We start from the raw sequence: 22,392 nt of genomic DNA on the forward strand, positions 1-22,392 counted from the left end.
TTGTGGCAGACAAAGGAGACGGAACGGTGCCCTCGCCGCAGCAGGCCCGCGCGCAGGCGTCAGCGATCACCTCGGGCAAAGCCGTGCCCGAGGCCGAGGCCGCACCGACCTCCCGGCTCAGGGAACTCTTCGACGGCCCACGTCTGTCGCCCGGGCAGCGGCGCATCGCCCAGTATCTGATCGAGCACATCACCGAGGCCGCGTTCCTGTCCATCACCGAGCTGGCCGACCGGGTCGGGGTCAGCCAGCCCTCCGTCACCCGCTTCGCCGCCGCCGTCGGCTTCAGCGGATATCCCGCGCTGCGCGAGAGGCTCCAGGCGATCGCGCTGAGCACCCTGGCCGGCGGGCCGGGCGAGGAGGACCGCGCCAACGAGCTGCAGGCGGCCGTCGACGCCGAGATCGAGAACCTGGAGAACCTGCGGCGTGACTTCGCCGACCCGGACCGGGTCATCCGGGTCGGCCGTGAGCTGTCCCGCTCCACCCCGCTGACCGTGCTGGGCCTGCGCATCTCGGAGTCGCTGGCCGAGTACTTCGGTTACGCCGCCCGCCGGATCCACCCCGACGTGCGGCTGGTCACCCGGGGCGGCAGCGTGGCCTACGACGCGCTGATGCAGTGCCGGGAGGCCGGCGGCACCTGGGTGCTGGCCTTCGCCATGCCCCGGCACTCCCAGGAGACGCTCCAGGCGGTCCGCGTGGCGCGAAGCGCCGGACTGAAGGTCGCCCTGGTGACCGACCTGGCGCTCGGGCCGGTGGCCGACGAGGCCGACGTCACCTTCGCCACCGGCACCGGCTCACGGCTGGTGTTCGACTCCTACGCCGCGCCGGGCATGATGGCCGCCGCGCTGCTGCAGGCCATGACCGACGCCGATCCGGAGCGCACCCAGGCCCGCCTGGAGAAGTACGAGCAGCTCTCCGACCAGCACCAGTTCTTCATGAAGGACTGAACCCGCCAGTTCGTGCGCCTGTGCGCCGGGTGCGGTGAAGATCCTGCGGTTCCCCTGCCAAGGACGGGGATCTTCCACGACAAATCACGCATGAATGTTTTCATACGTCTTGCAAAGCGAACGGTATATATAAATACTTCACCCCGCGGCCTCACCGCTCGCACACCGCCCCGAGAAAGCCGACGGACCGCCCATGCGTACGCACGTCCCCACGCAGCGCCGGTTCGCGACGCCCGGGGCCCCCGCACGGACACCCCCAGCCGCCGTCCCCTACCCGCGTCGGCGCCGGAGGTGCACCGGGGCGCGTCGTCTGCGCGACGCGCCCGTGGGGGGGGGGGGGGGGCGCCCCCCCCCCCCCCCCCCCCCCCCCCCCGCCCCCCCCCCCCCCCCCCCCCCCCCCCACCACCCCCCCCCCCTCCCCCCCCCCCCCCCGCACCCGTCGGACCACCCTCACGACGCCGCCCACCGGAAGCGATGATCATGCCTCTGACCAGCACCCGTATCAGCCACGACTGGCCCTGTCAGGTCAAGACGCCGGGCTCGTACGACTGGGAGCGCTCGGCGGCCAAGTGGCTGCGCGAGCTGATCCCCGCGCGCTACGCCAGCTATCCGGCCCTCATCCGCCACCCCGTCCTGCTCGCCCGGCACGCACAGCTGCAGGTCCAGCAGGAGATCCGGGTGGCCCGGACCGCATTGCAGACCGCACGGGCCGAGCTGCCCATGCTCGGACTGCCCGAGTCGGTCATCGAGCACACGATCAAGCTCTACGCCGCCGAGGTCCTGCAGCTCCAGCACATCGCCCGCAGCGTCCGCGCGGTCAGCGAGGCCCTGGCCGCACGGGGCACGGGCCGCTGATCCACCGGCCCGCCCGGCTCCACCGGCCCGCCCGGCTCCACCGGCCCGCCCGGCTCCACCGGCCCGCCCGGCTCCGCCGGTCAACGGCCCGCAGCGGCTCGCCCTCTTTCGTGTGAACGGTTTTCGGGCGTCGCCCGGCCTCCGCCGCAGGCTCGGGTGAACCGTCGGCACGAAGCCAGTGTGCAGCTCATATGAATCCGGACCCGGCAGACGAGTGATCGAAGGGGCCCGAATGTGCCATGCTCGTCGCGTGACGAGCGAGCCCGTGCACCCGCTTGACCCCACCGGCGCCGATCCGGCGGCGTTGGCCAAGGTCGTGGCGCGACAGCGCGCGGAGATGGAACGGCTTCGGGACCTGGCCGCAGGCTCGGCGGTCGTGGAGCGGGCCAAGGGCGTACTGATGGCCGTCACCGGGTGCACCCCGGAAGCCGCGCACGAGGAGCTGCTGCAGCGCGCCGAGGACGGCAACCGCACGCTCCTCGAACAGTGCTGGCTTACCCTGGGCGCCCTGCTGCCCCCGAAGGAGCAGCCGCCGGTCCCGCGGTGGGCCCCCGCCGCACCGCCGGCCGCCGGCACCTGGGAGGTCGCGCCCACCGGCACGGTGGACCTGGCGAAGATACTCGGGCACATAGGCCGGGACCTGGTCAGGGTCGGTACGCCGCCCGAGCTGGCCCACTGCCTGCTGGACCACGTCGCACCCCAGATGGACGCCGACGCCGTGATGCTGTACGAGCAGCTGCCCGAGGGCGGGCTCGAACTGATCGGCCACGCCGGCATCGACGCGACCCTCGCCGCGCAGTGGCGGTACGTGCCCCCGGTGACCGGTGTGGTCCCGCTCGACGCCCTGCGGTGCGGTGAGCCCCGCTGGCTGGAGGACCTCGTCGCGGAGGGCGACCGGTTCCTGCTGATCGGGGAGTCGCCGGAGCGCTGGCCCAGCCAGGCCTGGCTGCCCGTGCCGGCCGGGAACACCGCCCGTGTCGCCCTCGGTGTGCTGCGCCGGAGCGGCGGGCCGTTCGCGCCGCGGGAACGCGAGCTGCTGCGGGCCGTGGCCCGGCTGTGCGCCGGCCGGCTGCGCGCCTTCGACGCCCCCCAGGGACGCGCGGACGACGGTGCCGCCCGGAGCGTGCAGGCGGTGCTCGACGCACTGCCGGGCGCGGCGATCCTGCTGACCCCGCTGCACGCCGCCACCGGCGAGGTGGAGGACTACCGGATCGAGGCCGCCACCCCTGAGGCGGTCGACGTGTTCGGCCGGACCGGCCGGCAGATGGTCGGCAGCCACGTCCTGGAGAGCTATCCGTCCGTCGCGGGCGAGCCGCTGTGGCACGGCTATCTGGAGGCGCTGCGGACGGGAGTGCCGTTCGAGAGCGAGCCGTTCGTCTACCAGGACATGGTCGGCGAACTGCCGGTGACCGCCACCTACTCGGTGCGGGCCGCTCCGCTGGGCGGGGGCCTGCTGGTCAGCTGGCTGCGGCACGACCGCGCGGACCGGCAGGAGCAGCGCCTGTCCGACGTGCAGCGGCTCGGCAACCTCGGCTGGGCCAACTGGAACCTGGTCACCCAGGAGGTCTCCTGGTCCGAGCAGACGTACGCCGTCCTCGGCCGGACCCCCCGACAGCAGCCGCTCGGTCTCGAACAGCTGCCGGACCTGGCACTGCCGGAGGACGCGGGCCCGCTCGCCCACGCGATAGCCGGACTGGTCCGCCACGCCCGGCCGTTCGATGTGCCGTTCCGTATCGACGCACCCGGGGGTGTCCGGCACCTGCGGCTGGTCGCCGAGGCCGTCACCGCGCCGGACGGCACCACGGTCGAGGTGCACGGCTTCATCCAGGACCTCACCCCGCAGCGCAACGCCGAGCTGGCGCTGGTGGAGAGCGAGCGGGCGATACTGCTGCAGCGCGGGATCCTGCAAGCCGAACGGGCCCTGGCCGCCCGGCTGCAGCACGCCCTGCTGCCGCTGCCGAGCAAGCCGGTGCGGCTGGCCGGGCTGCGCGTCGAGGTGGCGTACCTGCCCGCGCAGTCCGGCATCCACGTCGGCGGCGACTGGTTCAGCGCCATCGAACTGCCCGACGACGACGCGCTGTTCGTGGTCGGCGACGTGGCGGGCCACGGCATCGGCGCGGTGGCCACGATGGCCCAGCTCAGATTCACCGCGAAGGGCATGGTCACCACCGGCTCCTCGCTGACCGGGGCGCTGGCCCGGCTCAACTACCTGCTGCTGCACTCCCGCGACAGCCAGACCACCGCCACCCTCGTGCTCGCCCGCTACCACCCCGGCCGGCGCGTCCTCGCCTGGGCGCAGGCCGGCCACCTGCCGCCGCTGCTCGTGCGCCATGGCGAGGTGCGCTACCTCGACCGGCCCGGCGGCATGCTGCTCGGCGCGACCGCGTCCCCCGCCTACGAGTCGGCGGAACTCCGCCTGGAACCCGGCGACCGGCTGCTGCTCTACACCGACGGCCTGGTCGAACGTCCCGGCGAGAGCCTCGACACGGGCCTGGAACGGCTGGCCGAGGCGGTGCGCGCCCAGGGCTGCGGCGAGTCGGGCTCCCTGGACGCGCTGCTCGCCACGATGCTCGCGGACGAGCGGCGGGACGACGTGTGCGTGCTGGACATCAGGCTGCCGCTGGAGGGTGTGGCCGACGCGACGGACGCGACGGAGACGGACGCGTAGGGCACGGTGACGGTCCGCGGTGGCGGGGCCCGGGTGAGTGTTTCCGGGGAGCGGCGCCGGTGCCGGTGTTCGGGTGGCGGTGCGGTGTCCGTCGTCTGTCAGTCGTCGTCGCGGTGTCGCCAGTACCAGCACACGCCGACGACCAGCGCCAGCAGGAAGACGGCGGGCACGAGCAGGCCCGGGATGCGGGAGCCGTTCATCGGGCTGGCCTTCGGCCGTTGTGCGGAACACGCGACCGTAGGCCGCGGGCTGACCAGGATGGGGCCGGGCCACCGCTCCCGTCGGTGGCTTTCCCGAAGTGTTGCCCCACGTACGAATCCGGTCAGTCCACGGGGTGGCCGGCTTCGATGCCGGCCGCGTCGGACAGCCGCAGCAGCGGGCCGTCCCGCCCCTCGCCCCACTCCACCGGGTCCAGGACGAAGCCGACGTGGTCACCGCCGTCGGTGCGGTGCAGGATGGTGCCCACGAACCAGGCCGCCGTCTGCCGCAGGACCACCGCGCCGGCGTATCCCCCGGCCCAGTCCAGGTGTGCGAACTTGTCGGTCTCGTCGCCGGTCTCGCCGCCGAAGAGTTCCGCGAGGTCCCGCTGGTCGCGGGTGAGCAGGTGCACGGCGAGGTGCTGCGCGGCCCGGGCGACCCGGTAGGTGTGGTTGGCCTTGGACAGCCACACGGTGAACCGGGGCGGCCGGATGGAGCACTGCGAGGCGAAGCCGACCAGACACCCGGCCCGCTCACCGTCGGCCACGGCCGTGACCACGCACATGTCCGGATCCAGCCGGCCGAAGAAACCGCCCATGCCGGTGGTGTCGGCCATGCGGTCCGTGCCGGCCATGCCGGTCCTGCCGCCCCTCGGGCCGCCGCTCGCCGTGCCCGCGCCGCCGTCCGCGTCCGACCTGCCGTCCGCGTCCGACCTGCCGTCCGTCGCACCCTCCACGTCCGCCATCCCGCTGTGCTCCCGTCCGCCGCTCCGGCCCGGCCTCGGCTTGCGCGGCGAGGACGGGCGCGGCCCGCGCTACCCGGTGTCTCCCGCGTGCCGCTCACGCATCGTCGCCGGGGCCGGTCCGCGACTCAAGCGCGCGGCGCGTGTCGTCGCCGTAGACGCCGGTCTCGTCGCCGCTGATGCCGTACCAGAGCTGGAACCGGGCCACGGCCGCGGTGAGGGTGGCGTCGTAGGTACCGCTGGTCGAGCCGTCGCGGTAGACGTCCGGGACGCGCAGCAGGCGTCGCTGCAGATCGGTGACGTCGGGGCCGGTGTCGCCCTGGCGGAGGGTGCCGGGGCCGTCGGGATCGGTGGTGGCGGCGGGGGCGTGGGACGGGGTGGGGGTGGGTGTCGGAGCCGGCGCGGTGGCGGGGGGTGATGCCGTGGCCGTCTGCCGGGGTGGACGCGCGCTCACGGCTGCCTCGTGGCGAACGGGCAGCAGCAGGGCGCAGCCGAAGCCGAGGAGTGCGGCGGCTGCCACGGCCCCGGCGACGACCGGCAGGTGCAGACCGCGGGCCGGGCCCGCGGCACCGGGAGGGGCAGGGGCCGGTGGTACGGGCGGCAGCTCCTGCGTCTCGGCCTCGTCGGTGTGCGCTGCTCGCGCCGGGGCGGTCTCCATCTCGCGCATGAGCTCCGCGAGGGCGTCGAAACGGCGGAGCCGCTCGACCCGGACGGGTTCCAGGACCGGTCCGGAGTGCGGACGTTCAGGATCGAGCGGTGTCGGCACCTGGCTCTCCTTCCGTCCCGTACGGACGGGACTTCCGAGCTCCCCGTGCTGAGATACGGTCCGGGCGGCGACCCCGTTCAAGCCCGCGGCCCACTCCACCGAACGGCCTTTGGCCACCCCCATCGAGCGATTGAAACGCTCAACTCCGCAAGAACTGTTGAGCGCTTGAGAAAGCGCGTGCTAGAAAGCGCCGTCATGACGACTCCTTGGTCACGCCGTGGTTTTCTGACCGTCTGTTCGGGAACCGCTCTCGCCCTGGGGCTCGGTACCCGGGCGTCCGCGGCGTCGGACGAGTTCGCGACGCTGCGCGCGAGGTGGCGGACCCTGGTCCTCGGCGAGGGGTTCAGCGCCCTGGCCGAACCGTTCAAGAGCCGGCTCGCCGACCTGGGGACGACGGCGAGCCGGTACCGGGCCACGATGGCCCCCGCCGCCGGCTCCCTGTGGCCCGACCTGGGCTACGCCGACCCGGATCCGGACACCGACCAGGAGTCGGTCGGCTACTCCGGGAACATGAACACCAGCTACACCCGGCTGAGCACGCTCGCGCAGGCCTACTGCCAGCCCGGCACCGGCCTGACCGGCGACACCGACCTGCGGGACGCGATCCTCACGGGCCTGGAGCATCTGCACGACGACGTCTACCACGCGGGCCAGACCTGGTACGGCAACTGGTACAGCTGGCAGATCGGCGCCCCACAGGCGCTGCTGGACGTGTGCGTGCTGATGTACGACGCCCTGCCGGACGCGCGGATCGCCGGCTACCTCGCCGCCGTGGACCACTTCGTGCCCGACTCGGCGGTGGGCAGCTACAGCGGCACCAGCACGGGCGCGAACCGGGTCGATCTGTGCCGGGTACTGGCGCTGCGCGGTGTCGTCGGGGCGAGCACGGCGAAGGTGGCGCTGGCCCGCGACGCCCTCTCCCCCGTCTTCCCGTACGTCACCTCCGGCGACGGTCTGTACGCCGATGGCTCGTTCGTCCAGCACACGACGGTGCCGTACACCGGCTCGTACGGCTCGGTCCTGCTCGGCGGTCTCGGGCTGCTGTTCGCGCTGCTCGCGGGCTCGAGCTGGGCGGTGACGGACCCGGCCCGGCAGATCGTGTTCGACGCGGTGGAACACGCCTGGGCGCCGTTCCTCCACAACGGCCTCGTCATGGACGGTGTTGCGGGCCGGGCGATCAGCCGTGGGCTCTCGGCGGCGGACCCGAAGCAGGTCCAGCAGGACGATCACCTGCGCGGTCATCCGGTCCTCGGGTCGATCGTGCTGCTCGGGCAGGGGGCGAGCGCGGCCGAGAACACCCGCTGGCGCGCTCTGGTGAAGGGCTGGATGCAGCGGGACCACTACAGCCCTCCGCTCGCCGACCCGGTGCTGAGCCTGCCGCATCTGGCCCGGCTCAAGGGAGTCCAGGAAGACGGGTCGGTGACGGCGGCGGCCGAGCCGACCGGACACCGGCTGTTCCCGTCCATGGCGCGGGCGACCCACCGCAGGCCCGGCTGGGCGGCCGCGCTGAGCATGGCCGACAAGAGGATCACGTACTACGAGACCGGCAACGGCGAGAACCTGCGCGGCTGGCACACCGGTTCCGGGATGCTCTACTGGTGGGGCGACACCTTCGGCAACGGCCAGTACAGCGACGCCTTCTGGCCCACGGTCGACCCCTGCCGGCTGCCCGGTACGACCGTCTCGCGCAAGGTGCTGGCCGACGCCGCGGGCGGTGACTGGGGCGCCCCGAAGCCGGACGTGAACTGGGTGGGCGGGGCGACGGACGGGCAGCGGGCCGCCGTCGGGCAGTACCTCAAGGGCCTGCAGTCGACGCTCGTGGCGAAGAAGTCGTGGTTCTTCCTGGACGACGCGGTCGTCTGTCTGGGCGCGGGCATCACGTGCGGGGACGGCGCGGCCGTGGAGACGACGGTCGAGAACCGCAACCTCGGCCCGGCCGGCGGCGCGCCGTTCACGGTGGACGGCACGGTCGAGCCCGCCTCCTACCCGTGGTCGGCCACACTGACCGGGGCGAAGTGGGCGCACATCGGCGGGCACGGCGGCTATGTCTTCCCGGGCGGGGCGACGGTGCGCGCGCTGCGCGACGCCCGCGACGGCAGCTGGGGCACGATCAACAAGGGTGGCTCGGACACCGTCCTGAACCGCAAGTACCTGACGATGTACGTCGATCACGGCACCGACCCGGCGAACGCGTCGTACGCCTACCTCCTGCTGCCGGGTGCCACCGCGGCCCGTACACAGGCCCGCGCCGCGGACGCGCACTGGCTGACCGTGCTCGTCAACACGAACAACCAGCAGGGGGTGGCCGTCACCTCGCTCGGGTTCACCGGGGTGAACTTCTGGTTCGGCGGTACGGTCGCAACGCTCACCGCGAGCGATCCGTGCTGCGTGATGATCAGCGAGAAGCGGGAGGGCACCGCGGTGATCGCCGTGAGCGATCCGATGCGCACGCGCACGAGCCTCACCCTGACCTGGCGGCGGGCGGTCGCCGCGGTGACGTCGGCACCGGGCACGCTCGCCTCGGCGGCCACCGGCTCCGCACTGACACTGACCTTCGGCGATCTCACCGCCACCGCGGGCGCCACCCAGCGGGTCACGGTCAGGCTGGGCTGAGCGCTCCCTGCACGAACCGGCTCAGGGACGCCGTGAACGCGGTGACGAAGGCGTCCCTGGCCTCCTCCGGCAGGGCCTCGAGCGACAAGTAGGGGTTGAGCTCCCCCAGTTCGACCAGCAGGAGGCCGCCGTCGCGGGTGCGGCAGGCGTCGACGCGCTGGATGCCGTTGCCGAGGTCGTTCCAGTCGATGAAGCGGCGGGCGAACTCCAGGTCGGCGGCGGTGGCCGCATAGGGCTCGAGCTCCCAGCGGCGCTCCGGGTCGGGGGCGTACAGGGCGTACTGGAAGTCGTCGTCGACGAAATAGAAGGACACCTCGTGGAGGAAGTCGACGCAGGGCTGGATCAGCACCCGGCCGGTGGCGAGCGCGGCGACCCGCTCGGCGGGGGCGACCCGCAGGCCGAAGGAGTCCGCGCCGAGCATCGGCTTGACGACGTACCGCTCGGCGGCCGGCAGCAGACCCAAGTCCTCGGCGCGGCCGACCGTCGGGATGACGGGGAAACCGGCGGCGCTCAGGTCGAGCAGGTACTGCTTGCCGGCCATGTCCGCCTTGCCGGTGAGCGGGTTGTACACGCGCGTCCCGGTGCCGAGCGCACGGGCACGGAAGGCGTCGTACCCGCGCTGGTGGGTGAGGACGGGGCCGCTGTTGCGGACGACCACGGCGTCGAAGCCGTCCATCAGCGCCACGGCGTCCCCCGGATGGCACAGGGCGAGGTCGAATCGGGCGCGGAGCCGTGAGGTGAGGAAGATGTCCTCGTCGCAGTAGCGGCGCCCGCGGGCCTCGTACGCCAGGTCGGTGACGTAGAGCAGGCGGGGGCGGGCGGCGGGCATGGGGCATCTCCTCGGGCGGTGCGCCGGTGTCGGGGCGGCCGGTCGCCCGGCGCCCGGAGGCGGGGGGCCTGCCGGCACGGGCCGGTCCCGGCACGGTGCAGAAAGGTTACGTCGCAGGGCGGGCGGCGGGGGCGGGCGGGGTCCGCTCCGGCGTCAGAGGCCCGCCGCCCAGCAGGGGCCGGACGTGGTGGACGTGCCGTCGTCCACCTCGACCGGGGAATCCTGCGGCCGTGAGGGCGTCGAGGTGCGGGGTGGGCAGGTCCGGTGAGGGTGTCGACCATGCTCGGTACCGTGCTCTCAAAGCACTCAGTTCCCCCACAAGGGGGCTCGAATTGCACTGAGTGTCACCCAGCCCGTCCGGATGCTACGTTCCCCTCCATGAGCTCCAGCAGCGCGGCGCCGGCCGCGAAGCCGCCGATGCGTGAGGCCCTCGTCGCGGCCGCCTTCCGGCTCTTCCTGGAACGCGGGTACGAGCAGACCACCGTGGACGACATCGTGGCCCTCGCCGGGGTCGGCCGGCGTTCGTTCTTCCGCTACTTCCCCTCCAAGGAGGACGTGGTCTTCCCCGACCACGAGCGCTGTCTCGCCGACATGACCGCGTTCCTCGCCGAGAGCGGTGAAGAACACGAACCGGTGCGGCGGGTGTGCGACGCGGCCCGCCTGGTGCTGGGGATGTACGCGGAGAACCCGACGTTCTCCGTGCAGCGCTACCGCCTCACCAAGCAGGTTCCGGGCCTGCGCGCCTACGAGCTGTCGGTGGTGTGGCGCTACGAGCGCGCGCTCGCCGAGTACCTGCGCGGGCGGTTCGCCGGACGGCCCGACGGGACGCTGCGGGCCGACGTCGTCGCGGCCGCGGTCGTCGCCGCGCACAACAACGCCCTGCGCTCCTGGCTGCGTTCGGACGGCCTCGGCGACGCGGGCGCGGCGGTGGACCACGCGCTGGGGCATGTGCAGACGGCGTTCGGGCGTGCCCCGGGGCCCGCCGCCCGGATCGCCCTGACCGGACCGGTGCCGGGCGGCGAGCCGGAGGGCCGTCCCGACGACGTGGTGGTGCTGGTCTCCCGCCGGGACGCCCCGCTGTGGCGGGTGGTGCAGGAGCTGGAGACGGCACTCGGTCGCGCCTGAGGGCACCCCCTCGCCGAAATAGGGGTACGGAGTGCCTTTACGAGTGACACTCAGTGCCATACTCTGTCGGCGTGCACGGTGGCACGGCTGCCGCGCACGCGTGTGCCCGGTGCGCGCCGGACACGCGGGATTCCGGCCGAGCGCAGGGAGTTGACCAGCGTGTACCACCACTCAGCAAACGCCTCGCATCCGGCGGCCGGTTCCGCGGCGGGAGTTCTCGATCCCGTCTCCGCGGACTCCAAGGACGCCATCCTCTTCCAGCGGTGCACCTGGTGCGGCACCGCGATGTACCACCGGCTGCTGTGTCCGGTGTGCCAGGGCAGCGAGCTGCGCACGGAGCGCAGCGAGGGCGTCGGGACGGTCCGGCACTCCACCGTGGTGCACCGCAACACGCCCGCGGCACGCAATGTCTCGCTGATAGAGATGGCCGAGGGGTTCGTCGTACGGGGCCGGGTCATGGGTCCGCCGGTCGGCATCCACAGCGGAGACCGGGTCCGGCTGTCCACCGCCCTGGATCCGGTGCGCGGCGAGCCGGTCTTCCAGCTGCTGGACGAGTCGTACCGGAGCGCCTGGACCTGACACCGGGCCTCGCGCTTGCCGTCACCGGCGCCCCAACCCGGACACCAACTCCCTTGTCGGGACGAGACACGGGGTTCGGTGGCCGCCGAGCCGTGAGCGGGACCGCCGGCGCGGTCACCCTCCCCGTCCACCGGTCCACGCCAGGCGTCCGGCATCCGCGGGTCCCCGACGCCGCGTGCCTCGCCGGCGGCCCGCGGCGGGATCTCCGCCGGGGGATGCCGCAGCGGGCGGGCGGTGAGCCGTACGCCGCCGGCCTGCCGTGCCGCCGTGCCGGGGTACGAGAGGCGGCGGCGGACCGGCTCCCGATGCCGCGGAGCCGAGCCCGGCCGGGTCCGCCCTCCACGGTCTGTTCCGTACGGCACAGGCTCACACGCCGACCGCCCCGGGCTCCCCGCGGCCCCCGAAGGAGCCGACCGCGTGCCGGCGCCGCCCGGCGAACGCGCCCCGGGGCCGACGGAGGAAGCGGCACTCGCCCACCTGCCAGCCGCCTTCGCCGGAGCGGACGCGTGCCGGGTCGTCGGCTCCCGTGTCGCCGGCCGGCCGGGACCGCCACCGGGCGGCCCTCCGGGCAACTGGACCGCTGCCGACCGCCGTTGCCGTAGTGGCACGATGTGATCGGTCACGTCTCCTGCACAGGCAACCCACAGACTCCGCCTTCCGTCCTCCGGGGGCGAGGGGCTCCCGGGACGGACGGGACGCCCGAGGTCGGGGGCTGAAGGAGGAACAGTGGTCCGTGCCCGGCGTATATGGGTGACCGCCGCCGCGTTGCTCGCGGTGGCGGGGGCATCCCCAGGGGCGGCAGTGGCTCATGCCCAACCACCGTCACACACGGGGTCGTTGGATTCCCCGGAGGACGGAACGCTGCCACCGGGGTGGGGGATCGCCGGCGGCCGGTCGGCGCCGCAGCTGGTGTGGCGGTCGGACCGGCCGGTGCCGATGGGTGATGCCCGGGTCGAATTCCGGTCGGACGGGCGGCTGTTGGGAGTGCCCCGGCCCGGCCCGGACGGGCGTTCCTTCCGGCTGCCGCTGGACGGGCACCGGGCCACGGAGCTGCAGGGGCTGCAGGTGTGGTCCGGTGGGCGGCGGTTGGACGCGCGGCCCACCACCGGCGCGCACAACAGCCTCGGGGCCTCGTCCGCGCCCCGGCCGCCGGCCCCGCTGCCCGCGAACGAGGTCGATCCCGGAAAGCCCGGTCCGTACCGGACCCGGACCGGCGAGTACAGCCTGAAGTCGGTGAAGCTGCCCGGCCTTTCGGCGCCGGTGGAGATGCGCGCCGTGGTCGTCGCCCCGGTCGGCGTATCCGGCCGGCGTCCGCTCGCGCTGTTCCTGCACGGCCGCCACTTCACCTGCTACAAGGGCCAGGGCATCACCGGTGACTGGCCGTGCAAGTCCGGCACGAGGCCCGTGCCGAGCCACCGCGGTTACCTGCGCGACCAAAGACTCCTCGCCTCCCAGGGCTATGTGACCGTCTCGGTCTCCGCCAACGGGATCAACGGCCAGGACTCCGCGGCCGAGGACGGCGGCGCGCAGGCCCGCTCCTCGCTGGTGCGGCTGCACCTGGCTCGATGGGCCGACTGGGCCGCGCACCCCGGGACCGCGCCGTCCGCCGTCCGCCAGGCACCCCGCACCGACCTGTCGCGCGTGCTGCTCGTCGGGCATTCCCGGGGCGGCGAGGGCGTCGACCGGGCGGCCCTGGACAGCCTGTATCCGCCGTCCGCCGACCAGGACGGCTATCACGGTCCGGTCCGCTGGACCATCCGTGGCACGGTCCTCATCGGTCCCACCGCCTTCGGTCAGAACCCGGTGCCCGACGTGCCGTCCGTGACGATCCTGCCCGGCTGCGACGGTGACGTCTCCGACCTGGAGGGCGAGGTCTACGTCGACGGCACCCGCGCGGTCAGCGACGGCAGCGCGCTGCACAGTGCCGTGTACGTCATCGGCGCCGACCACAACTTCTTCAACTCCGAGTGGACGCCGGGCCAGGCCGCGGCGCCCGCGGAGGACGACTTCTCCGACGACCCGGACCACCCGGACCCGGTCTGCGGCGAACACGCGGCGACCCGGCTGACCGCCGACCAGCAGCACCGGGCCGGTTCGACGTACATCGCGACCGCCGCGCGGCTGTTCCTCGCCGGCGACGACCGGGTGCGGCCGCTGCTGGACGGCTCCGGGAAGCGGGCCCCCTCGGCGGACCCGGCGCGGGTGCTCAGCCACGCGGTGGGCGCGCGCCGGGATGCCGGGTTCCTTCCCGACGGCGGAGTGACGGTGACCGGCGCCCGGCTGTGCGCCGCGGTGGACCCCAGCCCGGCAAGGGCCTGTCTGGGGCAGGGCGCGAAGGGCGCGTCACCGCACTTCGCACAGTGGGAGACCGGCCGGGAGACCGGCCGGCACGCGATCGCGCTGCGCTGGACGCGTGCCGGTGCACCGGCACGGACAAGCCTGAAGCGGCCCGTGTCGCTGTCCGGCGCCAAGGCGCTGGCGCTGCGGCTGTTCGTGCCGCCGAACTCCCGGGGCACGAAGCTGGACGTGTCCCTCACCGACACCTCGGGCCGTACGGCGAAGCTGGGCCGCATCAGTGCCGACGGGCTGCCCGGCAGCGAGCGGACCACGTCCTACTGGGCCCGCGAGTTCCGGGTGCCGCTGACCGCGGCCACCCGCGCCGGACTCAGGCTCGGCTCGGTCAAGTCCATGGAGCTGACGGCGCGTTCGGCGTCCGGGCAGGCCTGGCTGATGGACGCGTGGGGCTGGCGGCCGGGGACGCCCGCGGCGCGGGCGGCGGCGCTGCCCCGCGTGGACATCGGCCGCCGCACGGTGGCCGAGGGTGACTCGGGCGTGCGCACGTACCGCGTTCCGGTCCGGGTGTCGGGCCACGGCAGCGGGCAGGTCCGGGTGTACGTCGTCGACCCGGCCACCGGGAAGGCCGAGGACCGGCTGGTGACGGTGCACCCCGGCGGCCACGACATCGACGTACCGGTCGAGGTGCGGGGCAACACGCGCTACGGCACGGACGTGTCGTACGACGTCCTGGTCAAGGCGGTGCGCGGTGCGGTCGTCGGCTCCTACCGGGGCGGGATCAGCGTCCACGACGACGATCCGGCTCCGGCGATGACGGTCACGCCGGTCGACGGGCGGGTGGCGGAGGGGCAGTCCCTGAAGTGGCGGCTGTCCCTGTCGGAGGCGGTCGACGTCGACATGAGCGCGATGTTCGCGGTGGTGCCGGCCACCGCGCCGGAGCTGTCCACGAAGGACGTCCCGGCGCGCTGGCTGGAGGAGACCGCCGGGGCGAAGCCCGACCCGGAGCGGCCCCTGTCGAAGGTCGGCGGTCTCACCCTGTGGGTCGACATCCCGGCGGGGCGGACGAGCGCGGACATCACCGTGCCGACGGTCAAGGACCGGGTGAAGGAGCGGGCGGAGTCGGTGCGCTTCCGGCAGATCGACATGCAGACCGGTGAGCCGCGCCCCGGTGGGCTGGTGCTGTCCGGATCGGTGCTGGACGCGTCGTAGCGGGCCGGTTCCGGGTGGCCCTCACTCGGCGAGGGTCACCCGGATGCCGACCGTGCCGTCCGCGCCGCGCCGCAGCCTGCTGCCGAGCAGGGTGAGGCGGCCGACGATGCCGTACTTGCGGGCGACGAGGTTCCGGTAGCGGGCCGTGGTGGCGGCGTCCGTGATCCGCGCGGTGGCCGGCAGTTGCTCGCCGGTGGGGTTGCCGCGCAGGTCGCAGGGGCCGACGAGGACGTCGGGGCGGCGCCGGATCCGCTTGACCTTGAAGCTGTCGGCGGCGGTCCACACTCCGAGGCCGGCACCGTCACGGACCACCCACACCGGGGTGGCGACCGGGGTGCCGTTCTTGCGGTAGCTGGTGACCAGCAGGTACTTGCCGGAGCCGAGCCGGTCCAGCCGCGTGTCGTCCATGCCCGGCAGTCTAGGAGGCCGGCCGCCTTCGTGACCGGCCCGGTCAGGTCAGGGCCGCCGTCATGCGCCGTACGCCCTCGGTGAGGATCTCCGGCGAGGTGGCCAGGTTCAGCCGTACGTGCCCCGCGCCGCCGGTGCCGAAGGGCAGGCCCGAGCTGAGGGCGACCCGGCCGCGGTCGAGGAAGACCTGGGCGGGGTCGTCGCCGAGGCCGAGGGCGCGGCAGTCGAGCCAGGCCAGAAAGGTGGCCTCGGCGGGCTGCGGGCGGATCGCGGGCAGGTGCTCGGCGAGCAGGGCGGCGAGCAGGTCCCGGTTGGCGTGCAGTCCGGCCAGCAGGGCGTCCAGCCAGCCGGTGCCCTCGCGCAGGGCGGCCGTGTGGGCGATGACGCCGACGTGGCTGGGGCCGTGGCCGACCTCCTCGGGGAGCCGGTCGAGGTCGGCGGCGGCCTTCGGTCCGGCGAGGGCGACGGCGGCCTTGAGACCGGCCAGGTTCCAGCCCTTGGAGGCCGACATCAGGGACAGGCCGTTCTCGGCTCCGGGAACGCTCAGGTACGGCACGAAGGGGACGCCCGGGGTGACGAGCGGGGCGTGGATCTCGTCCGCGACGACCCGGACGCCGTACCGGTCGGCGAGGGCGGCGACGGCCGTCAGTTCGGCGGCGGTGTGCACGGTGCCGGTGGGGTTGTGCGGGCTGCACAGCAGGAAGGCGGCGCGGCCGGACCCGGCGGTCGCCCGCCGGAACGCCTCCTCCAGCGCGGCCGGGTCGATACGCAGGTCGGCGCCGAGCGGGGCCTCCACCACCCGGCGGTCCATGTGGGTGACGAACTGGAAGAACGGCGGATACACCGGCGGGTTGACGATCACCGGATCGCCGGGCCCGGTGACCAGTTTGATCATCTCGACGACGCCGAGCATCACGTCCGGAACGATCGCGGTGCGCTCGACGGCGATCCCGTCCCAGTTCCAGCGTGCGGCGGCGAACGCGGCCAGCGCCTCGGCGTAGGCGGTGCCGGCCGGGTACCCGGTGTCGCCGAGGGCGAGCGCGTCGGTCACGGCGCGGACCACGGGCCCGGCGAGCGGTACGTCCATCTCGGCCACCCACAGCGGCAGCACATCCTCGGGGTAGGTGCGCCATTTCATGCTCGTACGACGGCGCAGCTGCTCCAGGCCGAGGGCGCGCAGCGGGTCGCCCTCGCCCGGGGTGTCGTGCGGGATGCCGGTCATGGGGCTCACGATAGGGGCTGCGGGGGCAGGGGGCACGGGCGCAGTTCCGGGGACGCGCGGCGGAGATCAACTCGGGCGTCTAGATTGCGTCTTGCACGGTGTGTATCCCTCGTCAGGCATCTCATCCGCATCCAGGAGCTGACCCACGTGACCGACAACCCGGCAGCCACCGACGACGTGGCCGTGTCGCTGCGTGCCCGTATCAACACCAGCCAGCCGCACACCGCCCGGATCTGGAACTACTGGCTCGGTGGCAAGGACAACTACGACGTCGACCGCGCGGCCGGCGACCAGATCCGGCAACTGCACCCGGGCATCGGGGAGTACGCGCGCGCCGACCGGCTGTTCCTCGGCCGGGCCGTACGCCATCTGGCCGGTGAGCTCGGCATCCGGCAGTTCCTGGACATCGGCACCGGGCTGCCCACCGCCGACAACACGCACGAGGTCGCCCAGCGCATCGCGCCCGAGTCGCGGATCGTGTACGTCGACAACGACCCGCTGGTCCTCGCGCACGCGCGTGCCCTGCTGACGAGCACGCGGGAGGGCCGTACGGACTATCTGGACGAGGACCTGCGCAACGTCGACGCGATCCTCGAACACGCGGCGAGGACACTGGACTTCAGCGAGCCGGTGGCGCTGATGCTGCTCGGCGTGGTCATCTTCGTCGGCGACGACGAGGACCCGTACGGTCTGGTACGGCAGTTGACCGAGCGGCTGCCGGCGGGCAGCCACCTGGTGCTGTCGCACACCGTCACCCACCCGTCGATGCCGGACGTGGACGAGGCGGTGAGGTTCTGGAACGAGCACGGCACGCCGAAGCTGACCCAGCGCACCCCCGAGGACGTGGCCCGGTTCTTCGACGGTCTCGAGCTGCTGGAGCCGGGCGTCGTGTCCTGCTCGCGCTGGCGCCCCGAGCACGACCACGGGGCCGAGCCGGAGGAGGTCGCGATGTTCGGCGGGGTGGCCCGCAAGAACTGAGGCCCGGACAGCACAGATCACGTCCGGCGGTGAACGCCCCGGCCGCCGGACGCGTATGGAGGTGCGGGCCCTCGACGACCCGAGGGCCTCGCGCCGCCGTCGACCGGCAGCGCGCGTTCGGCTTCGGGAGCCCTGCATGCGGCACGCACGACGACGGATCGTCAGGCGGGTGACACGCCTGACGGCGGTCGGCGGACTCCTCCTGGGGGGCGCGATGGTCACCCAGGCGGCCATGGCGAGCGAGACACCTCCGGCCGCCACCCGACCGTTCGCTTCGGCCACCGGCGGCGCGGACCCCGGCGCCACGCTGGTGGCGCGGCTCGGCACGGCACGGACGGCGGGCAACTGGATCGGCGCCGACGGCCGGCCGGTCGTGGCGGTCACCGACGAGGCGGCGGCGCGGGAGGTACGGAGCGCGGGCGCGGCGGCGAAGGTCGTGTCGCACAGCATGGACGAGCTCAGGTCGGCCACGGCCGCGCTGCGTGCGGCGCCACGCGTGGCGGGCACCGCGTGGGCGGTGGACTACCGCACCAACCGGGTCATGGTGAGCGCGGACAGCACGGTGTCCGCCGGGGACTGGTCCCGGATGAGCCGCGTCGCCGGGAGGATCGGCGGCTTCGTGCGGATGGAGCGCATGAAGGGCACGTTCACCACACGGCTGAACGGTGCCCAGCCGATCCTGTCGACCGGTGGCCGCTGCTCGGCCGGGTTCAACGTGACCAACGGGCAGAGCGACTTCATTCTCACGGCCGGTCACTGCGGTCCCGCGGGATCCACCTGGTTCGCCGACAACCAGGGCAACCAGCAGCTGGGCCGGACGGTGAGCAGCGCTTTCCCCGGCACGGACTTCTCCCTCGTGCAGTACGCCTCCGGCAAGGCCGGTGACGGCGCCGACGTCGTCGCGATCGGCGGCGGCAACGGGGTCCGGATCACGGGCGTCGCGGATGCGGCGGTGGGGCAGCGGGTGTTCCGCAGCGGCAGCACCAGCGGCCTGCATGACGGGACGGTCACGGCGCTGAACGCGACCGTCAACTATCCCGAGGGGACGGTCACCGGACTCATCGAGACCAATGTGTGCGCCGAACCCGGCGACAGCGGCGGACCGCTGTTCTCCGACGGGATCGCGCTCGGTGTCACCTCGGGCGGCAGCGGTGACTGCACGACGGGCGGGACGACGTTCTTCCAGCCGGTGACCAAGGCGATGGCGGCGCTGAACGTCAAGCTGATCGTGTCCGCGCAGAACGCCGGTGGCGCGGCCCGGCAGGGCTCCTCCCCCGCGCCGTCCGCCTCGGCCGCACAGGGCGCGGTGGCACCGAGCGCGGCCTCGCCCGGCTCCTCGGCGCCGGTGACGGGCACGCCGGGGCAGACGCTGCTGGCACGGCTGACGGACACCCGGAACGTCGGTCCCGGGCTGCTGGTGATCGCGGGCAGTCTGATCGCGCTGGTCGCCACCCGCTACATCCGGGCGGAGCAGGACCGCAAGGCGTATCGGCGGTACTACTCGGCGACCTGGGGCTGAGGAAACCCCTGCGCTACGCGAAGGGCACCCGTGCGCTCACGGGTGCCCTGGACGAATGCGGTGCGGTCCGCGCGAGGGAGGTCAGGCCGCCCGGTGCGCCCTCGGGGTCGCGGCGGCCCACTCCATCACGAGGCGCTGGTACTGCGCGCGCTGCTCGGTGGTCAGTGTCCCGCCCGACCGGCGCCACAGGGCCCTGATCTCCTCGTTGACCTCCGCGGCCGATCGCTCGGGGGCGGCTTCAACAGTGGTGAACATGCTGTGAAGCATATGCTGATCAACGTGAAGGCGCTGTGAGTAAGTACACTCGATGCGGACATTCCGGACCGTGTTACTCATCACGTCAATGTGTCAAGAGCAGGACACGACTTCACACCAGGCCCTCACCCGTGTTCCCGGCCACATCCAGCGAGAAGTGACGGAACGGCTCAGGTGCCCGGCTTGCGGCCGTAGACGAAGACGTCGTCGCCCGTCCTCAGCAGCGACCAGTAGGCCTTGGCGTCCTTGGTGGTCATGTTGACGCAGCCGTGCGAGCCCGGCGGGTTCCACATGCTCAGGTTGACCGAGTGGAAGGCCTGGCCGCCGTCGAAGAACTGGCTGTAGGGCATCGGCACGTTGTAGAGGGTCGAGACGTGGTCGATGTCCCGCCAGTAGATCTTCTTCAGGCCGGTGCGGGTGGTGTAGCCCTTGCGGCCGGTGCGCACGGGAACGGGACCGTGGACGAGCTTCTTGCCGTCCTGGATCCAGCTGAGCTGGAGCGTGAGGTTCACGCAGGCGACGCGGCCCTTGTTCACCGGGCACGCGCCGTCCTTGTTGGGGTTGTTACCGACGGCCTTCTGCTTGTTCATGAGGTCCATCACGCCCCAGGTGACCGGTCCGGCGTAGCCGACGGCGGGCGTGATGCCGTGCCTGTTCTGGAAGGCCTGGATGGCCGTGCAGTCGGCGGCGGACTGCTTGCCGTCGACCGGCCGGCCGAGGAACCTCTCCACCTGCTTCTGGTACGGCCCCGCCTGCGTGGTGCAGCTCGCGGCCTGGGCCGGTGCCGCGGTGAGGGCCAGCGTGAGCGGTGCCATCAGTCCCGTGACGCCGAGCGCGACGACACCTCGTCTGCGTACATCCCCCATGCGCATCTTCTTCTCCCCTTGTCGCCCAGGGCCTGCCCCGGGTGCCTCCCTGCGCGATTCCCGCAATACCGGACTACTAGACCTGCGCGGGGGCGCGGGGGTTGTGGTTCCGGTCAGGCTGTGACGAAACGGTGAACTTCGTCACCGCGCAGCCGCCCGGCGGGGAGTCTGCGGCCGTAGGCGACCAGCAGCAGGTCCTGGCCACGGCCGTACAGGGGCGTTCCCGAGCCGAAGGACCAGTCGAGGTCGTCCGCGCACAACCGTACGCCGGTGAGGTCGGTGCCGAAGACACGGAAGGCGCGCGGGTCGATCGCGTCGAGGAGGATCCGCAGCCGGTCCACGGGGATGTCGCGGTCCAGGCCGAGGGCGACGGTGACGTCCAGGCCGTGGACGACATCGTGGCCGAGGGCCGAGGTGAGGCCGCCTATCGGGGGCGTCCACGGGTGGTGGGCGTGGACGCGCAGGAAGGCGGCGAGTTCGGCGTCGGGGTGGGCGGCCGCGTCGCGGCGGGCGAGCCGGTCGGTCGTGCGGTGCAGGCTGCCGCGCGCCTTGACCAGTTCCAGCAGGACCCGGGAGGTCGGGTGGCGGAAGCCCATCGACATGTGTGCCACGACCTCGCGCACCCGCCAGCCCGCGCACAGGCTGGGCGCGTCCCACTGATCGGGCGTCAACGCCTCGAAGAGATCGGCCAGTTCTCGTCGTTCGGCGGCGATGGCGGCCGCCGTGGTGGCGGTGTCCGCCGCGGTGCGTGCTGCGGTGCGTGCTTCTTTCCCCATGCCTCCAGGGTGGTGACGGCACGGCCAGAAGTCCAAGACATGGTGTGTCTCGCATCTAGCATGATCGGTTATGGAGTTGAGGCAGCTGCGGTACTTCGTGACGGTGGTGGAGGAGGGCGGCTTCACCCGGGCCGCCGAGCGGTTGCACCTGGCCCAGCCGGGGCTGAGCGCACAGGTACGGCAGCTGGAGCGGGAGTTGGGGCAGCCGCTGCTGGACCGCTCGGGCCGCTCGGTGCGGCCGACGGAGGTGGGTGAGGCGGTCCTGCCGTACGCGCGGGCCGCGCTCGCGGCCGTCGAGGGGGTGCGGCAGACGGTGGAGGAGTACACCGGCCTGCTGCGCGGCCGGGTCGCCGTCGGTCTCGTCCCCGGCACCCTCGCGCACGCCTTCGACGTGGCCGGGCAGCTGGCGGACTTCCATGACGCGCATCCTCGGGTGGAGGTCACCCTCAGCGAGGACACCTCGGACCGGATGCTGGCCGCGCTGCGCCGGGGCGAGCTGGACCTGGCCGTGGTCGGTGTCGCCGGGGAGGCACCGCCGGCGGGCGTCGATCTGCATGTGGTGATCGACGAACCGCTGGCCGCGGCGGCCGTGCCCGGACACCCCCTGCTCGTCGAGTACGACGGCGCCGATGCCGTTCCGCCGGCGGCCCTGCGCGGGCACCGGCTGATCAGTCTGCCGCGCGGAACCGGGATGCGCGGGGTTCTGGACCGGCTGTGCGCCGAGGCGGGCTTCCAGCCGCACATCCCGGTCGAGGCGGCGACCCCGGACGCGCTGCGCCGGCTGGCGGCTCGCGGCCTCGGGGTCGCCGTCCTGCCCGGTCTCGGCCCCCGGCCGGGCCTCGCCACCCTGCCCTTGGCCGATCCCCGCGCCCGCGGTCGGGTGGCCCTGGCGTGGCGCTCGGAGGGACCCATGGCGCCGGCGGCGCGAGAGCTTCTGGGGCGGCTGCGGAAGGGGATGGGCGGGGGCGGGTGAGCGCCATAGGGGTCTTTGATCCTTGCCGGGCGCGGGTCCGGCGTGGTTGCGCGTGCCGTTCCCCGCGCCCCCGGGGAACGGCAGTGCCGTCGGCAGGAGCGGCAGCGCGAAGTGGCTGGTGACGGCGTGTGTCTCGACAGCGAGCCGGAGCAGTCTGAGTCCGTTGTCCAGGTCGTGCTCCCAGACGGGGGTGTTCCACTCGAAGAGTTTCTCGCCGCCCCAGATGTCGTTGACGAGGACGTCCAGGCGACCCTGTTCGCCGTCGATGCGGTCCACCACGGCGCGTACGGCGGCCGGGTCCAGGTGGTCGGCCGGCACGGCGATGCCGCGTCCGGCGCCGCGGGTCGCCCCCGCGACCAGCGCCACCTTGTCCTTGAGCGGTCCTGGCATGTCCGGCCTCCCGTGCGCTTCGGCTGCTGTCGCCGTCCACGGTCGCGGGAAAGCCGGACATCCTCTGTCGGGATTGCCGGCGCGTTCTCAGCTTGTTATTTAACCTCTGGCCTCGAACGACGGGTCGCACACCGTCACTCACCTGGGGATTCGCCGGACAGGCGGACGGCCCTCGCATGATC

General features: G+C 73.2%; 18 protein-coding genes and 1 pseudogene. 10 read left to right on the forward strand and 9 right to left on the reverse strand.

The annotated features are described in order from the left end of the window. Window positions 1-26: 26 nt before the first annotated feature. The 3 genes from ACZ7GZ_RS21485 (at window position 27) to ACZ7GZ_RS21495 (ending at window position 4,467) form a co-directional block, all read left to right on the forward strand. Entirely contained in the window at window positions 27-944 is a 918-nt protein-coding gene (locus ACZ7GZ_RS21485; protein WP_471026372.1) for a MurR/RpiR family transcriptional regulator, read from the forward strand. A gap of 474 nt (window positions 945-1,418) precedes the next feature. Then, window positions 1,419-1,799, forward strand: a complete 381-nt coding sequence (locus ACZ7GZ_RS21490; RefSeq protein ID WP_363220584.1) for a hypothetical protein — start codon at window positions 1,419-1,421, stop codon at window positions 1,797-1,799. Between the two features lie 232 nt (window positions 1,800-2,031). Further along, a complete protein-coding gene (locus tag ACZ7GZ_RS21495) occupies window positions 2,032-4,467 on the forward strand; it encodes a SpoIIE family protein phosphatase (protein ID WP_471026374.1) in 2,436 nt (811 codons plus the stop codon). Window positions 4,468-4,789: 322 nt separating this feature from the next. On the opposite strand, the gene ACZ7GZ_RS21500 is transcribed toward ACZ7GZ_RS21495, so the two are convergent. Continuing rightward, the gene (locus ACZ7GZ_RS21500; protein ID WP_471026423.1) at window positions 4,790-5,281 is read right to left on the reverse strand and encodes a flavin reductase family protein; all 492 of its coding nucleotides are present in this window, start codon (window positions 5,279-5,281) and stop codon (window positions 4,790-4,792) included. 223 nt (window positions 5,282-5,504) lie between these two features. Beyond that, a complete protein-coding gene (locus ACZ7GZ_RS21505) occupies window positions 5,505-6,173 on the reverse strand; it encodes a peptidoglycan-binding protein (protein WP_471026377.1) in 669 nt (222 codons plus the stop codon). A 195-nt stretch (window positions 6,174-6,368) separates the two neighbouring features. On the opposite strand from ACZ7GZ_RS21505, the gene ACZ7GZ_RS21510 reads away from it, so the two are divergent. Further along, window positions 6,369-8,786: a polysaccharide lyase 8 family protein gene (locus tag ACZ7GZ_RS21510; RefSeq protein ID WP_471026379.1), complete on the forward strand. Its 2,418-nt coding sequence runs from the start codon at window positions 6,369-6,371 to the stop codon at window positions 8,784-8,786. Here the strand turns inward: ACZ7GZ_RS21510 and ACZ7GZ_RS21515 are convergent. Further along, entirely contained in the window at window positions 8,773-9,615 is an 843-nt protein-coding gene (locus tag ACZ7GZ_RS21515; RefSeq protein ID WP_471026382.1) for an ATP-grasp domain-containing protein, read from the reverse strand. The genes ACZ7GZ_RS21510 and ACZ7GZ_RS21515 overlap by 14 nt on opposite strands. Window positions 9,616-9,993: 378 nt before the next feature. On the opposite strand from ACZ7GZ_RS21515, the gene ACZ7GZ_RS21520 reads away from it, so the two are divergent. The 3 genes from ACZ7GZ_RS21520 to ACZ7GZ_RS21530 all read left to right on the forward strand — a co-directional run bounded on the left by ACZ7GZ_RS21520 (window position 9,994) and on the right by ACZ7GZ_RS21530 (window position 14,823). Further along, window positions 9,994-10,740, forward strand: a complete 747-nt coding sequence (locus ACZ7GZ_RS21520) for a TetR family transcriptional regulator (RefSeq protein ID WP_471026385.1) — start codon at window positions 9,994-9,996, stop codon at window positions 10,738-10,740. A 159-nt stretch (window positions 10,741-10,899) separates the two neighbouring features. Continuing rightward, window positions 10,900-11,319 carry a Zn-ribbon domain-containing OB-fold protein gene (locus ACZ7GZ_RS21525; protein WP_471026387.1) on the forward strand — a complete coding sequence of 140 codons (420 nt, stop codon included), beginning with the start codon at window positions 10,900-10,902 and terminating at the stop codon, window positions 11,317-11,319. A 726-nt stretch (window positions 11,320-12,045) separates the two neighbouring features. Next, on the forward strand, window positions 12,046-14,823 hold the full coding sequence (locus ACZ7GZ_RS21530) for an alpha/beta hydrolase (protein WP_471026388.1): 2,778 nt from the start codon (window positions 12,046-12,048) through the stop codon (window positions 14,821-14,823). Between the two features lie 21 nt (window positions 14,824-14,844). Here ACZ7GZ_RS21530 and ACZ7GZ_RS21535 read toward each other — a convergent pair whose 3' ends face one another. Continuing rightward, a complete protein-coding gene (locus tag ACZ7GZ_RS21535) occupies window positions 14,845-15,231 on the reverse strand; it encodes a PPOX class F420-dependent oxidoreductase (RefSeq protein ID WP_471026391.1) in 387 nt (128 codons plus the stop codon). Between the two features lie 43 nt (window positions 15,232-15,274). Next, a complete protein-coding gene (locus ACZ7GZ_RS21540) occupies window positions 15,275-16,453 on the reverse strand; it encodes a MalY/PatB family protein (RefSeq protein WP_471026392.1) in 1,179 nt (392 codons plus the stop codon). Window positions 16,454-16,600: 147 nt separating this feature from the next. Here ACZ7GZ_RS21540 and ACZ7GZ_RS21545 point away from each other — a divergent pair, with 147 nt between their 5' ends. Together ACZ7GZ_RS21545 and ACZ7GZ_RS21550 are read left to right on the forward strand one after the other, a co-directional pair. Beyond that, a complete protein-coding gene (locus ACZ7GZ_RS21545) occupies window positions 16,601-17,431 on the forward strand; it encodes an SAM-dependent methyltransferase (RefSeq protein WP_471026394.1) in 831 nt (276 codons plus the stop codon). Window positions 17,432-17,567: 136 nt separating this feature from the next. Further along, the gene (locus tag ACZ7GZ_RS21550) at window positions 17,568-18,950 is read left to right on the forward strand and encodes a S1 family peptidase (protein WP_471026396.1); all 1,383 of its coding nucleotides are present in this window, start codon (window positions 17,568-17,570) and stop codon (window positions 18,948-18,950) included. A gap of 81 nt (window positions 18,951-19,031) precedes the next feature. Here ACZ7GZ_RS21550 and ACZ7GZ_RS21555 read toward each other — a convergent pair whose 3' ends face one another. The 3 genes from ACZ7GZ_RS21555 to ACZ7GZ_RS21565 all read right to left on the reverse strand — a co-directional run bounded on the left by ACZ7GZ_RS21555 (window position 19,032) and on the right by ACZ7GZ_RS21565 (window position 20,847). Then, window positions 19,032-19,217 (reverse strand): hypothetical protein, encoded by a 186-nt coding sequence (locus ACZ7GZ_RS21555; RefSeq protein ID WP_471026398.1) that lies wholly within the window; start codon window positions 19,215-19,217, stop codon window positions 19,032-19,034. A 158-nt stretch (window positions 19,218-19,375) separates the two neighbouring features. After that, complete coding sequence (locus ACZ7GZ_RS21560; protein ID WP_471026400.1) at window positions 19,376-20,071, reverse strand: L,D-transpeptidase family protein; 696 nt, start codon at window positions 20,069-20,071, stop codon at window positions 19,376-19,378. A gap of 113 nt (window positions 20,072-20,184) precedes the next feature. Further along, window positions 20,185-20,847: a maleylpyruvate isomerase family mycothiol-dependent enzyme gene (locus ACZ7GZ_RS21565; RefSeq protein ID WP_471026402.1), complete on the reverse strand. Its 663-nt coding sequence runs from the start codon at window positions 20,845-20,847 to the stop codon at window positions 20,185-20,187. A gap of 70 nt (window positions 20,848-20,917) precedes the next feature. Between ACZ7GZ_RS21565 and ACZ7GZ_RS21570 the strand changes: the two genes are divergently transcribed. Beyond that, complete coding sequence (locus ACZ7GZ_RS21570; RefSeq protein WP_471026404.1) at window positions 20,918-21,820, forward strand: LysR family transcriptional regulator; 903 nt, start codon at window positions 20,918-20,920, stop codon at window positions 21,818-21,820. Window positions 21,821-21,886: 66 nt separating this feature from the next. On the opposite strand, the pseudogene ACZ7GZ_RS21575 reads toward ACZ7GZ_RS21570, so the two are convergent. Next, window positions 21,887-22,210, reverse strand: a pseudogene (locus ACZ7GZ_RS21575) (short-chain dehydrogenase); the annotation flags it as partial. Window positions 22,211-22,392: the final 182 nt, after the last annotated feature.

This window comes from Streptomyces sp. NPDC037288 (assembly GCF_055603265.1).